The organism is Flavobacterium resistens, from assembly GCF_900182645.1.
GTDB classification, from domain to species: Bacteria; Bacteroidota; Bacteroidia; order Flavobacteriales; family Flavobacteriaceae; genus Flavobacterium; species Flavobacterium resistens.
In genome coordinates this window covers 409,169-425,660 of sequence record NZ_FXTA01000003.1, presented here as the reverse complement: position 1 = coordinate 425,660, position 16,492 = coordinate 409,169, and the positions used below count along the sequence as shown (strand labels likewise).

Below are 16,492 nucleotides of genomic sequence, written 5' to 3'. Positions count from 1 at the left end.
ACCCAATAATGCCTGATTTAATTCAATTACAACAATTATCAGATTCCTTAGAAGGAACTCTTTTTTATGATGATCTTCATAAAAAACTGTACGCCACAGATGCTTCTGCTTATAGAATTATGCCAGAAGCTGTTGCTGTTCCTAAAACTGAAGAAGATATTGTAAAAATTATTCGCTTTGCCTCAGAAAATAATATTTCAATAACACCCAGAACGGCAGGAACTTCTCTGGCGGGACAAACTGTTGGTAACGGAATTATTGTAGATGTTTCTAAACATTTTACCAAAATTGTTTCTTTTGATGCCGAAAAGAAAACCATTACAGTTCAACCCGGAGTAATTCGCGATGAATTGAATTTATATTTAAAACCGCACGGATTATTTTTCGCACCAACTACTTCAACAACCAATAGATGTATGATTGGCGGAATGGTCGGGAATAATTCATCTGGAACAACTTCAATTCGTTACGGCGTTACCAGAGATAAAATAGTCGAAATAAAAGCAGTTTTAAGTGACGGAAGTATTGCGGTTTTTAAAGATTTAACTTCTGAAGAATTTATTGAGAAAACAAAAGGAGATTCTTTAGAAAGTAAAATCTACAAAACAATTTACGAAGAACTTTCAAACGAGGAAAATCAGAAAGAAATTTTAAAAGAATTTCCAAAACCAGAAATTCACAGAAGAAATACAGGTTATGCGATTGATGTTTTGCTGAAATCAAAACTTTTTTCGGGACCAGAAGATACAATCAATTTGGGAAAACTCCTTTGTGGAAGTGAAGGAACTTTGGCATTTACGACAGAGATAACTTTGAAAGTGGATGATTTGCCGCCTGTAAACAATATTATGGTTGTGGCGCATTTTCATACAATTCAGGAGAGTTTGGAAGCAGTCGTTACTGCAATGAAACATCATTTGTACACTTGCGAAATGATGGATGATACGATTTTAGACTGTACCAAAACCAATAGAGAACAAGCTAAAAACCGGTTTTTTATTGTGGGCGAACCAAAGGCAGTTATTATGCTTGAAGTTGGATCGCACATTAGTATGGAAGATGCCGAACTACAGGCCGATGCATTAATTAAAGAACTTCAGGATAATAACTTTGGATATGCATTGCCAAAAATTTACGGAGAAGATATTGATAAAGTAAATGAGGTAAGAAAAGCAGGACTCGGACTTTTAGGAAGTATTGTTGGAGATGACAAAGCAGCGGATTCTATTGAAGATACAGCAGTTGAATTGAGCGATCTTCCTAATTATATCGCTGATTTTGCTGCAATGATGGAAAGACACGGACAAAGCGCGATTTATTATGCGCATGCCGGAGCAGGAGAGCTTCATTTGCGTCCGAAGATAAATTTAAAAACAAAAGAAGGATTACACCAGTTTAGAAACTTATCTACTGAAGTAGCGCATTTAGTAAAAAAATACAGAGGTTCATTAAGTGGTGAACATGGCGACGGAATTTTAAGAGGAGAGTTTTTGCCTTTTATGATTGGAGATAAAAACTACGAACTGCTAAAACGAATAAAAAAAGCATTTGATCCCAATACAATTTTGAATGTTGGGAAAATCGTAAATGCTTCTAAAATGGATGAAAATCTTCGTTTCGAAGCAGGAAGAATTGAACCTGAAATAAAAACGATTCAGGATTTCTCTGATAGTTTAGGGGTTTTGCGTGCTGCTGAAAAATGCAATGGTTCTGGCGATTGCCGTAAATTGCCTTCGGCAGGCGGAACTTTATGCCCGAGTTACCGTGCCACAAGAAATGAAAAAGATACTACACGCGCACGAGCAAACGCTTTAAGAGAATATCTGACGCATTCGGAAAAAGAAAATAAATTCGATCACGAAGAATTATATAAGGTTTTTGAATTATGTGTAAGCTGTAAAGCCTGCGCAAGCGAATGTCCGAGCAATGTGGATGTAGCGACTTTAAAAGCAGAATTTTTATACCAATATCAAAAAGCAAACGGATTCTCTTTCCGAAATAAAATATTTGCTTTCAATTCTAAACTAAATGAATTTGGAAGTATTGCACCATCTCTTACCAATTGGGTTTCCAATCTTTCATTCGTTAAAAAACGTATGGGAATTGCGCCTGAAAGACAAGTGCCATTACTGGCTCCAAAGACATTCAGAAAATGGTATGAAAAGAACAAAAAACTTTACACGACGAACTCTTTTGAAAACGGTAGCATTTATCTTTTTTGTGATGAGTTTACCAATTATTATGATGTTTCAGTCGGAATCGACGCTTACGAATTGTTAACGAAATTAGGTTACAACGTAATTATAATCGATCATGAAGAAAGTGGAAGAGCTTTTATTTCAAAAGGCTTTTTGGAAGAAGCGCAGGAAATCGCGAATAAAAATGTCAATATTTTTAAAAATATAATTTCTGAAAACACACCTTTAATAGGAATTGAACCTTCTGCAATATTAACTTTCAGAGATGAATATTTACGATTAGCTGGTGATAAAGAAAGTGCTGAAAAATTAGCCCAAAACACCTTCACGGTTGAAGAATTTTTCAAAAGAGAAATTACAAACGGAAAAATTCATTCGGGACAATTTTCTGAAAAAGAGAAAAATATCAAAATTCATGGGCATTGTCATCAAAAGTCGTTAAGCTCAGTTGAAGCTTCTTTTGCTATGCTGAATGTTCCAAAAAATAATACGGTTACGATTTACAATTCTGGCTGTTGCGGAATGGCGGGTTCATTTGGATACGAAAAAGAACATTACGAAATAAGCATGCAGATGGGAGAAGATACGTTGTTCCCGAAAATTAGGACAACAGAGCCATCAACAGAAATTGTCGCTGCAGGAACCAGCTGCCGCCATCAGATTTTTGACGGAACTAGCAGAAAAGCGATGCATCCCGTGACTATTTTAAAGGATTGTCTGAAATAATTTTTTTGTACTTTACTAGTGCTTTTCAAAAATAGTATTTTATAAAAACAGCAGTTATGAAAAAAACAATTTACACCTTTTTGTTCGCATTTTTAATTTTCACAGCAAGAGCAGCAAAGGTTGATACTTTACAAGTTTTTAGTGCTTCGATGCAAAAGAATATTAAAACTTGTGTTGTAGTTCCGGATAATTATAAAAAAAGCATGAAAGCATTTCCGGTTGTTTATCTGCTTCACGGCTACAGCGGAAATTATCGTTCTTGGGCAAAAGATTTTAAAGAACTCGGAAAGCAAGTCGATCAATATGGTTTTATAGTAGTTTGCGCCGACGGAAATTACGGAAGTTGGTATTTTGACAGTCCGATAGATCCGACTTTTAAATATGAGACTTATGTTGTAAAAGAATTGGTTCCTTTTATTGACAAAGAATACAAAACCATTGCAGACCGTAAAGCAAGAGCCATTTCAGGTTTGAGCATGGGCGGACATGGCGCATTGTATTTATCATTCAGACATCAGGATGTATTTGGAGCTGCCGGAAGCATGAGTGGAGGAGTGGATTTTCGTCCGTTTCCTGAAAATTGGGATATCAAAAAACGATTAGGATCAATTTCTGATTTTCCTGAAAACTGGAATCAAAATACGGTGACAAATATGCTGGATTTGGTAAAAGACAATAAATTAAAACTGATTATTGATTGTGGAGTTGATGATTTTTTCATGACTGTAAACAGAGAACTTCATGCAAAAATGTTGGCCCTAAAAATAAATCACGATTATATTGAGCGCCCGGGCGAACATAATTTAAAATATTGGGAGAATTCCCTAAAATTTCAACTATTGTTTTTTTACAATTATTTTAATGATTCTGAAATAACAAAGTAAGCGATAAGTGTATTCCGGTTTTTTGTCAATTTACCGTGATGCATAAACTTTGGTTGGTTATCCTAACAGGTTTTAAAACCTGTTAGGTTTTTTCAGTCAAAAAAGCAGATATTAACTATACTAACTACCTAAAATAATAATTATGAAAAGCATAAAAATTATGATTTTGGTGTTGCTGATTCAAACCAAAATTTTCAGTCAGCAATCTCCAAAAAGAGAAATGCGAGCAGCTTGGATTTCTACTGTAGAAAATATCGACTGGCCGTCTAAACCAGGTTTGTCAGATAAAGAAATGAAGAACGAAATGATTGCTATTTTGGATAATCTTCGTTCGTATAATCTTAATACCGTAATTTTTCAGATTCGCCCTACTGCCGATGCATATTACAAATCGACAAAAGAACCAGCATCGCATTGGATAACGGGAACTCAAGGTGTTGCGCCAGGTTTTGATCCGTTGCAGATGATGATTGATGAAGCAGGAAAACGTGGAATGAACGTACACGTTTGGCTTAATCCGTATCGTGTTCAGAAAGATACCGTGAGAGATGTGCTTTCAAAAGATCATTTATATTTTAAAAGACCAGACCTTTTTCTGACGTACGGAAAAACCAGATATTTTAATCCGGGTTTAAAAGAAACAAGAGATTTTGTGGCTTCTGTCGTGGGTGAAATTGTTCGTAAATACGATATTCAGGCAGTTCATATGGATGATTATTTTTATCCATATAAAATTGCAGGACAAGAATTTCCAGATGAGAAAGCATTCGCTAAAGAACCGCGTCAATTTAAAGATAAAGACGATTGGAGAAGAGACAATGTCGATTTAATTATCAAACAAATTAGAGATACTATTATTGCCAATAAACCAGAAGTCGAATTCGGAATTTCGCCTTTTGGAGTTTGGAGAAATATTGCTAAAGATTCTGAAGGCTCTAAAACTGTTGCCGGAGCTACAAATTATGATGATTTGTATGCGAATATCTTAAAATGGCAAAAAGAAAACTGGATAGACTACGTAACACCTCAAATATACTGGCACATTGGTTTTGACCGCGCCAATTTTGAAGTTCTGGCAAAATGGTGGGCAGAACATAAGTATGGAGCAAATGTTTATGTTGGTCATGGCGATTACAAGATTTCAACTTCAGCAAAAGAACCTGAGTGGAGAAGTCCCGATCAAATTGTAAAACAAATTGAAATGATTCGTAAAATGCCTCAAATTGATGGTTCAATGCATTTTACAGCATCTACTTTTCTTAAAAAAGGAGATACACTTAGACAGCCTCTTCTTCAAAAAGAATACAAATACATTGCTTTAACTCCCGAAGCGAATAGAATTACTAGATTAAAACCAGAACCACCAACAAATGCAGTAATTGCCAAAAAAGGCGATAAAGCAGTTTTGACTTGGAAAGCGGCATTTAACGACAAAAAATATGTGATTTACAGATTTCCAAAAGGAAAAATAACTGATTTTTCAAATCCTCAGAATATTTATTATGTGACAACAGCGCTAAAACTAGAAGTGCCAAATCCAGATTTGGAAAACTACGTTTATGCGCTCACCGCTTTGAGTCAGACCCAGACAGAAAGCAGTCCGATTGAATTTTCAGCAAAATAAAATATTAAAAGAGATGAGAAAAAGTATTCTTCTATTAGCCATATTTCTAAGTTCGCTTAGTTTTGTACAAGCCCAAAAATTAGACATAATTCCGAAACCTGTTTCCGTTCAACAAAGCGCGGGACAATTTGTTTTTCCTTCGCCATTAAAAATAGTGGTCGACAAAAAACTAAAAAACAGTGTCGCTTATATCACTGCAGATTTTTCAAAAAATACAGGAATTAACCCAATTGTTTCGATAGGAAAAAAACACGGAAAAAATAATATTTCATTTTTAATCGATAAGAAATTGGATCTTCCAAATGAAGGTTATCAATTAGAAATAAATCAAAAAGGAATTTTCATAAAAGGAAAAACGGATAAAGGCGTTTTAAACGGATTCCAGACTTTACTGCTAATTTGTTCTGCAAAAGAAGTTAAAAAAGGAGCTCTTCCGTTTGTAAAAATAGAAGATTATCCTCGTTTCGATTGGCGCGGAATGATGCTCGATTGTTCTCGACAATTCTTCGATAAACAAACCGTAAAAAATTATATCGATTGGCTGGCTGCTCATAAAATGAATGTTTTTCATTGGCATTTAACTGATGATAACGGCTGGAGAATCGAAATAAAATCGATGCCCGATTTAACTTTAAAAGGCGCTTGGAGAGGTCCAGGCGAAGTTTTGCTACCATCTTATGGTTCTGGAGATAAACGTTATGGAGGTTTTTATACACAAGAAGATATTAAAGAAGTCGTGACTTATGCGGCAGATCGCGGTATTTCAGTAATGCCAGAAATCGAAATTCCGGGACATTCGCGTGCCGTAACAGCTTCGTATCCAGAAGTGGGTTGCGCTATAACACAGGAACTTAAAAGTGTTCAGGGCGAAGTAAAAAATGTCTGGTGTGTTGGACGTGAAGAAAATTATGATCTTTTAGATTCAATTATTAGAGAAGTATCTGGATTGTTTCCTTTCGAATATATTCATGTGGCAGGAGACGAAGTTAATCGTGCCAATTGGGAGCATTGTCCAAAATGTCAAGCTTTGATGGCGAAAGAAGGTTTTACAGACAGTTTTCAGCTTCAGAATTATTTCTTTAGAAGAGTTCAAAAAATTGTAGATAAATACCATAAAAAAACGGATGGATGGAATGAAATCCTGAAAGGCGGAGAAATCAATTCAAATACACTTATTTCTGCTTGGCAAGGAATTAGTTACGGAATTGAATCGGCAAAAAAAGGATATAAAACCATTATGATTCCAGGACAATTTCTGTATTTTGATATGGCACAATCAGAAACAGAACGCGGTCACCGCTGGGCAGCAATTACTGATACAAAAAGAGCCTATTCGTTTGAACCAATTCCTGATGCTGATTTAACTCCAGAAGAACAAAAAAATATAATTGGAGTTCAAGGTGCTTTGTGGAGCGAATATTTGGATCGTCCTGCAAGAATTATGGAATACCAAAGTTATCCGAGAATCAGTGCGTTGTCTGAAATTGGCTGGTCTAAAAAAGAAGATAAAAACTGGGATGATTTTTATGGAAGATTAACCAACAGCCATTTAAAAAGATTGGCTGATATGGGAATTGCTTTCAGGGATTTTCCTCCAACAGCTATTTATAAAAACGGAATAATTACTGTTACTCCGCCTTATGAAGGAGCAATCGTGCGATTTGATAAAGACGGAAATGAACCAACGAGACAATCGCCCTTGTACACAGGACCAATTCAGACGAAAGATTATGAGCATTATATGTTTAGAGTTTTCTTCAATGAAACTTCGGCAAGTCCAGCGGTAAAAGTGGAGAAACTGCCTGTTGCAACTTGGAATACTTCAAAAGTAGAAGTTTTGACTATTTCTGAAAATATCTCAGAACATGTGGATAAAAAAGGGATTTGGTATCTGACTTTTAATCCAACAGATGATGGAGCAAACGGAACAATCAAAAATGTTTCGCTTTTTGAAAATGATAAATTAGTTCAGACTTATGCAGATGAAAAGGCGTTAAAATCAAAACCTCGTTTGAGATTTTTAATTGAAAATTACAACGAAAAAAACACATACAGATTAGATTTTACAGTCGAAAATAAAGAAGAAAAAAAATCTGCTGCAAATGTGAAATTCAACTGTTCGCCTTATCAGGAACCAGAAGTGAAAGTGACTTCTTCGATGGCAGAAAATCCGAAGTTTCCAATTTCGAATCTGCAAGATTATAATGAAGAATCGTATTTGCGTACCGATGTTGCTTGTAAAGACGGCGATTGGATTTTGTACACATTTACCAATCCTGTAACGTCTTCTAAAATTGATGTTTTAACTGGAATTCCGCATCATCCGAGATTTATAATAAATAACGGTTTTGTAGAGTTTTCATACAATGGAACGGATTTTATAAAAGGCGATAATTTCGATTACGGAAATGCATCGATTTACCCAAAACAACCTGTAAAAGCAGTTAGAATACAAATTACAGGAACCAATAATGAGCCTTTGATGGCGGGACAGGACTTAAAAATTAATCCATAGTACTATGAAAAATATTGGTGTCAAAATTATAATTGTTTCCTTGATTTTTTTAGGAGTAAATGGTTATTCTCAGGAAAACTCAAAACAATCATTTGGTTTAGAACGAAATGAAGTTTACATCGATTCAATGATGATAAATGCGCTTGAAAAAGGCTTTTTTCCGGGAGCACAAATTATCGTAGGAACAGGAGATTTTAATCTGATTTCTAAAAATTACGGTTATCATGATTATACCAAAAAGCAGTTAGTAAAATCAGATGACGTTTTTGATCTGGCTTCGATGTCTAAAGTTTTAGGAGCAACGCTTGTAACAATGCGTTTGGTTGGAGATGGAAAAATTAAACTTACAGATCAAGTTGGCCAAATTGTTCCGATGTACAAAAATACAGCTATTTCGGATTTAACGCTTTTTGAATTGTTAACGCATACTTCTGGATTAACACCAAGTATCACTTTTTATCAGGCATTGCTTTCTACACCAGATCATTCTCCTTTGTTGAGTAATCAAAAATCTGAGCAATATATTGAGCCCTTTGATAATATGTATGTGAACAAAAACATTGTTTACGATTCTAGATATTTGGTTTTTGAGCCAAAAGAAAATTGGGTTCAGATTTATAAAAACATGTGGCTGAATCCAGAATTTTATCCATCGGTTTATGAAAGGATTGCGAAGGCGAATACAAATCCGAGAGGCAAATATTTATACAGCGATTTAAACTTGCTTTTGGTGAAACAAATGATTGAAACCAAAACAGGAAAAAAACTCGATCAGTTCACAAATGAAATTTATAAAGAATTGGGAATTTCAAAAATTGGATATAATCCATTAAAATGGACTTCGATCGAAAATGTAATGCCGACTGAAGTAGATAATTTTTTCAGAAAAGATACCATTAAAGGTTATGTACACGATGAAGCAGCTGCGATTTTTGGTGGTGTTTCTGGAAATGCAGGTTTATTTGCCAATGCAGAATCGATTGCCGTTATCTGCAAAATGCTAATGAACAACGGAAATTATAAAGGAAAGCAAATTCTAAAAGCCAAAGTCGTAAAAGAGTTTACAGATTCTCCGCTTGCTAAAGAAGGAGTTTACAGAGGTTTAGGTTTTGATAAAAGAAAACCAGATGAGTTTTTTACAAAAGATGATTTTGGACATACAGGTTTTACAGGAACATTTTTCTTTATGAATAGAAATACAAATCGATTTTTAATCATTTTGACAAATCGAGTTAACCCAACCAGAACAAACAGATTAATGTACAAAGACGATTTTAGTGCCAAAATCTGGAGACAGATTAATAAATATTAAAAAGGTTTTTAGCCACAGATTAAAAGGATTAAAATGATTTTTTTGTTTTGACACAAAATCTAAATTTTTTTCTCGCAGATTCCGCAGATTTAGGAGATTTTATTATTAAAAATTATCTGCTAAATCTGCTAAATCTGCGAGAGGCAAAAATCATTTTTATCCTTTTAATCTGTGGCAAAATAAAAAAATAATTCTCATGAAAAATATAATAATCTGCATACTAATTTCAGCAGTTTCTTTTGCGCAGCAAATAAAAACAGGAGCTGAAAATTCTGAAAAATATTTGCCATTATTAAAAGACAAAACCGTAGGAATTGTAACCAATCAAACGGGAATTATTTCAAAAGAAAAACATTTAGTCGATTTTTTAGTGGAACAAAAAGTAAAAATCAAAACCATTTTTGCACCAGAACACGGTTTTAGAGGAACTGCAGACGCAGGCGAACATGTATCTGACGAAATTGATTCTAAAACAGGTTTGTCAATTGCTTCGCTTTACGGAAAAAATAATAAACCAACTCCAGAGCAATTAAAAGGAATCGATATCATGATTTTTGATTTGCAAGATGTCGGAACACGATTGTATACTTACGTTTCTACGATGCACAGAATTATGGAAGCTTGTGCAGAAAATAATGTTCCGCTAATTGTGTTGGATCGTCCAAACCCAAATATTGCGATTGTTGACGGGCCTGTTTTGGATATTGCTTTTAAAAGCGGAATAGGAATGCATCCAACGCCATTATTGCACGGAATGACTTTGGGTGAAGAAGCAAAAATGATTAACGGACAAAAATGGCTAAAGGATGGTATTCAATGTGATTTGACTGTTGTTCCTTGTTTGAATTATACCAGAAAAAGTTCTTACAGTTTACCAGTTAGACCTTCGCCAAATTTACCAAACGATCAGGCGATTAATTTATACGTGAGTTTATGCCTTTTTGAAGGAACAAATGTGAGCATGGGGCGTGGAACTGAAAAGCAGTTTCAGATTTACGGTTCGCCCGATCTTCCAAAAAGTGATTTTGCTTTTACTCCAAAACCAAATTTTGGCGATAAAGATCCTTTGTATAATGGGATAGAATGTAACGGAGAAGATTTATCTGCAATTCCGAGAATAAATAAATTAGAAATAAAATGGCTGATAAAAGCATATCAGACTACAGCAGATAAATCGAAGTTTTTTGATAAAAGAAAATTCTCAATTCGTGCAGGAAATGAAAAACTGCAACAGCAAATTGAAGCTGGAATCTCAGAAGAAGAAATTAGAAACAGTTGGAAAGAAGGTTTGGCGGAGTTTAAAAAAATGAGGTCTAAATATTTGATTTATAAAGAATAATAGATTTGTTTGCTTTGTTTTCATTTTGAGATTTAAATCGGGATTAAAAAAAAACGTTCACGACTTGAATAATTATAAAAATGATTTGCTTGGTTGGTGCAATAAGGTGTTACTTTTGCAAAAAAAAAGTAAGCCAAAATGAAAAAACTCTATATTGCTGTTTTAACAGTAATTTGTAGCAATTTTTACGCACAAACCAAGAAAGATTCCATTAATGAAATGGATGAAGTCCTCATAAATGAAAACCGTTTTAGTACGCCGATTTCTAAGCAAAACAGAAATGTGTACATTATTTCCAGTGAAACTATTAAAAAACTTCCAGGGAGAACACTTCAAGAAGTATTGCAATATGCCAACGGAGTCGATATCAGACAAAGAGGTCCGTTTGGAACACAGGCTGATATCAGCGTTGATGGTGGAAGTTTTGAGCAGACTGTTGTTTTATTAAATGGAGCAAAAGTAATCGATTCGCAGACTGCTCATAATATGCTGAATTTGCCTCTTCCGGTAGAGGTAATTGAAAGAATTGAAGTCGTTCGCGGGCCAGCTGCAAGAATTTACGGAATTAACAGTTTAACCGGAGCGATCAATATTATTACCAAAAAGCCTAAAGATTCTGGATTTTTAGTAAGCACTTATGCAGGTTCTAATTTTGAAAAAGATACGCAGGATAGCGGAGATACGTTTTATGGAACCGGGATTCAGGCAGGCGCTGTTTTAGGGAAAGAAAAACAACAACATTTAATTTTCGCTTCGCACGATAAAAGCAACGGATATCGTTATAATACAGCATTTGAGAACAATAAAATTTTCTATCAGGGAAATGTTCAAATCAATGATAATAACGAAATTTTAGGTTCTGCGGGTTACATCAACAACGGATTTGGTGCAAACGGATTTTACGCGGCACCCGGCGATATAAATTCGACAGAAATTGTTCAAACAACTTTTGCTAATATTCAGTCAAAACATTCGATTACAGACAGCTGGAAAATTATGCCAAGAGTTACTTACAGATACAATTATGATGATTATCGTTATTTAGGAAACTCAAATTTGACGGTTGGAAGAAGCCAACATTATACCAATTCAATTGCTGCAGAATTGAATTCTACTGTAAAGTTGTCTAAAGGCGAAATTGGTTTTGGAGCTGAGTTCAGAAATGAAGATATTCATTCGTCAAACATTGGAGATCATGACCGCGAAAATGTCGGATTGTATGCAGAATATAGAACCAGTTTCTTCGAAAAATTAGACATTAATTTAGGAACTTATTTAAATTATAATTCAGATTATAAATGGCAGATTTATCCAGGAATCGACGCAAGTTATGCCATAACAAATGAATTTAAAATTATTGGAAATGTTGGCACAAGTCAAAGAATTCCGTCGTTTACAGATTTATATTTGAAACAAACTGGAAATATTGGAAATTCGGATTTAGATTCAGAAAATGCTTTTCAGAGTGAAATCGGATTCAAATACAATAAAAAAGCGTTGAGTTTTAATGCGAATTATTTCTACAGAAAAATCGATAATTACATCGATTGGATGCGTAATGCTACAACAGTGCCTTGGCAAAGCCAGAATACTGGAGATTTAAATACAAACGGAATCAATTTACGTGGAAATTATAGATTTGATTTCTCTAAAGATTCCAGATTAAATATTCTTTTAGCCTACACGTATTTGGATTCAGAATTCAAAAGTTCACGTACAGAAATCTATTCAAAATATCTTATATCTTCTTTAAAACATCAGATTACGAATACAATAGATTATCAATACAAAGATTTTTCTATTTTATTTGCAACACGTTTTAACGAAAGAATTACAGGCCCTTCTTACTGGATAAACGATTTTAGAGTAAGTCAGTCGATTCATAAATTTACGATCTTTTTAGATGCTCAAAATATTTTTAATGCCACTTATTATGAAGTTGGTGCGGTGCCGTTGCCTTCAAGATGGTTTACTTTAGGAGTGAAACTCGTGACTTTTTAAAGTTGATTTTTTAAAAATAGAAAAAAGGAATAGTGAATTTGCTATTCCTTTTTTTGTGCTTTGATTCTGCTAAAAAGTTTTTCGTTAAAAATTTAATTGTTTAAAAAATTGTGTGTTAATTTGACACTAATTCTTTTTCTTTTTATGAAGCAAATTTTAATAGTTGATGATCATTTGGTGGTACGAAATGGAGTTTCGATGGTTTTGGAAAAACAAATCGAAAATGTAGAAATTTCGCATGCTGAAAATTTCTTTGAAGCTCTTGCAATTTTAAGAGAAAAACCAATTTGTTTAGTGATTTTGGACATCAATATTCCGGGTGGAAAAAATACCGGAATGATTAGTGATATTAAAGCAATTCAGTCGGGTGTAAAAATTCTGGTTTTTTCAGCTCATGAAGAAGATCAGTACGCATTACAATATATTTCTGCAGGCGCAAATGGATATCTGAATAAACTTTGCAGCGAAGAAAAAATGATATTTGCCATAAACTCAATTTTTGAGACTTCGACTTATGTGTCTTCAGAACTTGTGAGTAAATTATTAGAAACAAGAGTTACCAAAAAAGCTAAAAATCCACTGGAAAGCCTTTCTAAAAGAGAACTTCAAATTGCCGAAATGCTAATCAACGGCAATGGAAATCTTGAGATTTCAAATATGCTTAATATACATATGTCAACCGTAAGTACTTATAAAGCCAGACTTTTTGAAAAACTTAAAATTACAAATTTGGTCGAACTGATCAATCTTTTCAAAACGTACGAATATTAATCGTATTCAACAATTATTTCAATCGCGGTTCCTTCATTAAGAGTACTTGTGATATTGATATTTCCTTCAATAATTAAAAGAAGTTCAATAATCATATGCAGACCTAAATGATAATTTTTGACAATCGGGTTTTTGTAAAAATCCATGTAATAATCAATTAGTTCTTTACTCATTCCTCTTCCGTTATCAATAATTGTGAGCATTAATTTATTTTCTTTAGTTCCCGAAAATAATTCTACGTGGCCGTTTTGTGTATTCTTTAATGCATTATCTACCAAATTATGGACAATTATAGATAATGCTTTTTTATTTGTTCTGATGCGGAGTTTTTTATCAACGCTATTTATGATTTCTATATTTTCAGCTTCGGCAATTTTTTCAAAAATGTCGATTTTTTCTTCAATCAGCTCATATAACGAATAGCATTCATCTTCCAATTTTTTTCCTTCAATAAAAATGGATGAATATTTGATTAAATTTTCAACATATTCATAAAGTTGTGTAGTCGACATTTTTATTGTACCGACATGTTTTTTTAGTTTCACATCGTCTTGAATGGTTTCATTTTCAAATAAATGACTAATCGAATTTGTCAGAAATTTTAAAGGGCTTTTAATATCATGACTGATGCTTTTTACTAAAGTTTCCTGTTGTTTGATTTCTTGTTTTAGATTGTTTTTTGTCTTTTGCAGTTTTTTTACTGTAGCTGCCAGTTTCTTCGTTTTTTCATCAATAACCTGTTCTAATTTTATGTTTTTTAGTTTGATATAGTACAATCGTACATACCAGATGAAAATTACAAAAACAATAAATAAAAGATAAGTCAAGAATGTAAACCATGCTGTTTGATAAAATTTGGCAGGAACTTTAAGCAATATTTTTTTGTAAACATATTGAGAATTAAATCCCGACAAGCTTCTTATCATTAATTTATATTCCCCAGGAGGCAAAGTAGTAAACGATATTGATCTCTCGTTTTTGATTCGTTCCCAACGACTATTTGGGGTTTTGTCCAGTTTTGCTTCAATATGCAAATTTTCAGGATTTCCATAGTAAGGATAAGCAATCAAGATGCTGACTCTCTGAAAATTGTTAGGAAGTATAATTTTTTCTTCAAGCGGAAGTACTTTTTGATCTACAATTACCCTGTCTATAAAAAGTTCGTTGCCAGGAAGCAAGGGCAAAACTTTATATGGATTAAAAAAAACAAAACCATTTATTGATGGCAAAGCAATAGTATTATTTTTAAGAAAATTGCTATTTGGTTCGCATCCGCCATTGAATTCATTAGTCAAAAAACCATCTGATTTGTCGTATTGGTGATAGTAAATCGAATTGATTTTATTTTTACTGTATTGAAGCAACGTTTTTCTAGAAACTTGAAAAAGCCCTTTATTAGTTGGAATCCAAAAAAAGCCTTTTTTATCTTCGACAATGCAATGAGATGAATTTAAATAATTGTCCTCATCAACAGGAAAAGAATAAAAAGTATTGTCTGAATACAGAAAAAAGCTTTTTTCATAAGTGGTAAGCCAGATTTTTTTCCCACTATCAATAAAAATACTTCTGATATTTATATTTTCAGAGTTTTTTACAAAAGAGAGTCTTCTTGAGCTTTTATTAAATTTAAAAAGACCTTTTTCTGTTCCCAGAAGCAGTGTTTCACTATCATATTGGGCAATGTAATTGATATTGCTTTTAAAAATGGCAACAAGTGAAATTTTTCCGTTTTTGATGGTATGTAATTTCGCTTTCTTAAATTCAGTGTTGCCTAAACTAACCCAGATCGTATTTTGATCGTCTTTGAAAATGACTTTAGGGTTTTGATTAAAACGATAAGCGAGATGTTCTTTATAATTAGCGGTTTTTAAATAACACAAAACATTATAAAGTCTTGAAATCCATATGTTTTTAGCATCATCTAGTGCAATGTTTACCTTTTCATCTAAAAAAACGGGTTGCGGAAAAGGAATACTGTCGATGAATTTTTTATTGCTAAATATTCGCCCTCGGGGAGTTATAATTGTACTGTCGCTAAACGCCTGAGCTGCATAATAAACTTCTGATTTGTAATGATCTTTTTTTACTGATTTAAAAGCAGGAAAGCTTACAATACACAAGCCGTTTGTATTACTTCCCAAATATAATTTTTGATTGATGCGATCATAATAAATAGAGACGATATTACTATTCTCAAATTCTTTAAACTCCACAATAAACTCTGTAGAAAGCTTATTATTGTGATCTTTTAAAAGAAAAATTTTATTCTTGAAAGAAAGAAAGACTTGTCCCGTTGTAATGTTCCAATAAATCTTGTGAGGCGTTTTAAAAACTTCTGAATCCAATTTACCTGAGCTCTTTCCGTTTTTAGAAAAACAATCATAAGTTCCATCATTTTTTAGATTAAACAAATCATTTCCGATGGCAAAAAAATTAAAGACATTATTATTTGAATATGCAATCTTATAAATACTTTTCATTTTTGCATCGCAAAGTTCTATTTCCTTTGGATCAATGAAAAATATACTTCCATTTGGGAGTTTGGTGCAAAATTGTTGAGAAGGATCAATTGAAAGATAAGAAGGAAGTCCGTCGTGAAAGTAAGAGTGCTGACCTTTTCGGATAATGTTGGAAACGGGTGGTTTCTTTTTGAAGATCTTTATTTTTCGGCCATTAATTAAGGCCAGTTCTTTTTTTCCTTGATTGTAACAAAGCAAGCTGTCTTTTTCAATGCTGCCAAAAATATCAGTAAAACGACTTCCCTCTAAGTTGGTATTTGAGGAATTGAAAGCAGCAAAAGTATTCCCATCATATCTGACCAAACCATTTTCAGTCGTCATCCAAATAAAATGATATTTATCTGGAACTATAGCTTTTATACTGCTTTGTGGTAGTTCATTATTATCGGCGGTATACCATCTGAAGGCGTAGTTTTCCTGACAAAAACCTTTCACTGCAGTTAGGAGCAGTAAAAACCAGCAATAACGAAAAGTTGGGGATAACGTCATTTGTGCAATCAGATTTGTATGCACAAACATAGCAAACATAATTCAGAATTTTCAGTTTGTAGTTTTAAATCTACAAAATGTAGATTTATTGGTACGGTATTACTAATCAATCGA

9 protein-coding genes are annotated in these 16,492 nt (G+C 33.5%); 8 read left to right on the top strand and 1 reads right to left on the bottom strand.

The window, feature by feature from the left end; translation table 11 throughout:
- Window positions 1-8: 8 nt before the first annotated feature.
- The 8 genes from FN795_RS13230 (at window position 9) to FN795_RS13195 (ending at window position 13,370) form a co-directional block, all read left to right on the top strand.
- Window positions 9-2,924: an FAD-binding and (Fe-S)-binding domain-containing protein gene (locus FN795_RS13230; RefSeq protein ID WP_142451033.1), complete on the top strand. Its 2,916-nt coding sequence runs from the start codon at window positions 9-11 to the stop codon at window positions 2,922-2,924.
- Window positions 2,925-2,980: 56 nt separating this feature from the next.
- Window positions 2,981-3,808, top strand: a complete 828-nt coding sequence (locus FN795_RS13225) for an alpha/beta hydrolase (protein WP_142451032.1) — start codon at window positions 2,981-2,983, stop codon at window positions 3,806-3,808.
- A 142-nt stretch (window positions 3,809-3,950) separates the two neighbouring features.
- A complete protein-coding gene (locus FN795_RS13220) occupies window positions 3,951-5,432 on the top strand; it encodes a glycoside hydrolase family 10 protein (protein WP_142451031.1) in 1,482 nt (493 codons plus the stop codon).
- A gap of 13 nt (window positions 5,433-5,445) precedes the next feature.
- On the top strand, window positions 5,446-7,947 hold the full coding sequence (locus FN795_RS13215) for a beta-N-acetylhexosaminidase (RefSeq protein ID WP_142451030.1): 2,502 nt from the start codon (window positions 5,446-5,448) through the stop codon (window positions 7,945-7,947).
- Window positions 7,948-7,951: 4 nt separating this feature from the next.
- On the top strand, window positions 7,952-9,259 hold the full coding sequence (locus tag FN795_RS13210; protein WP_142451029.1) for a serine hydrolase domain-containing protein: 1,308 nt from the start codon (window positions 7,952-7,954) through the stop codon (window positions 9,257-9,259).
- 196 nt (window positions 9,260-9,455) lie between these two features.
- Window positions 9,456-10,598 carry an exo-beta-N-acetylmuramidase NamZ family protein gene (locus FN795_RS13205; RefSeq protein ID WP_142451028.1) on the top strand — a complete coding sequence of 381 codons (1,143 nt, stop codon included), beginning with the start codon at window positions 9,456-9,458 and terminating at the stop codon, window positions 10,596-10,598.
- A gap of 138 nt (window positions 10,599-10,736) precedes the next feature.
- Window positions 10,737-12,599, top strand: a complete 1,863-nt coding sequence (locus tag FN795_RS13200; RefSeq protein ID WP_142451027.1) for a TonB-dependent receptor plug domain-containing protein — start codon at window positions 10,737-10,739, stop codon at window positions 12,597-12,599.
- 144 nt (window positions 12,600-12,743) lie between these two features.
- The gene (locus tag FN795_RS13195) at window positions 12,744-13,370 is read left to right on the top strand and encodes a response regulator (protein ID WP_142451026.1); all 627 of its coding nucleotides are present in this window, start codon (window positions 12,744-12,746) and stop codon (window positions 13,368-13,370) included.
- Here the strand turns inward: FN795_RS13195 and FN795_RS13190 are convergent.
- A complete protein-coding gene (locus tag FN795_RS13190) occupies window positions 13,367-16,417 on the bottom strand; it encodes a sensor histidine kinase (protein WP_142451025.1) in 3,051 nt (1,016 codons plus the stop codon). The two genes, FN795_RS13195 and FN795_RS13190, sit on opposite strands and share 4 nt — an antisense overlap.
- Window positions 16,418-16,492: the final 75 nt, after the last annotated feature.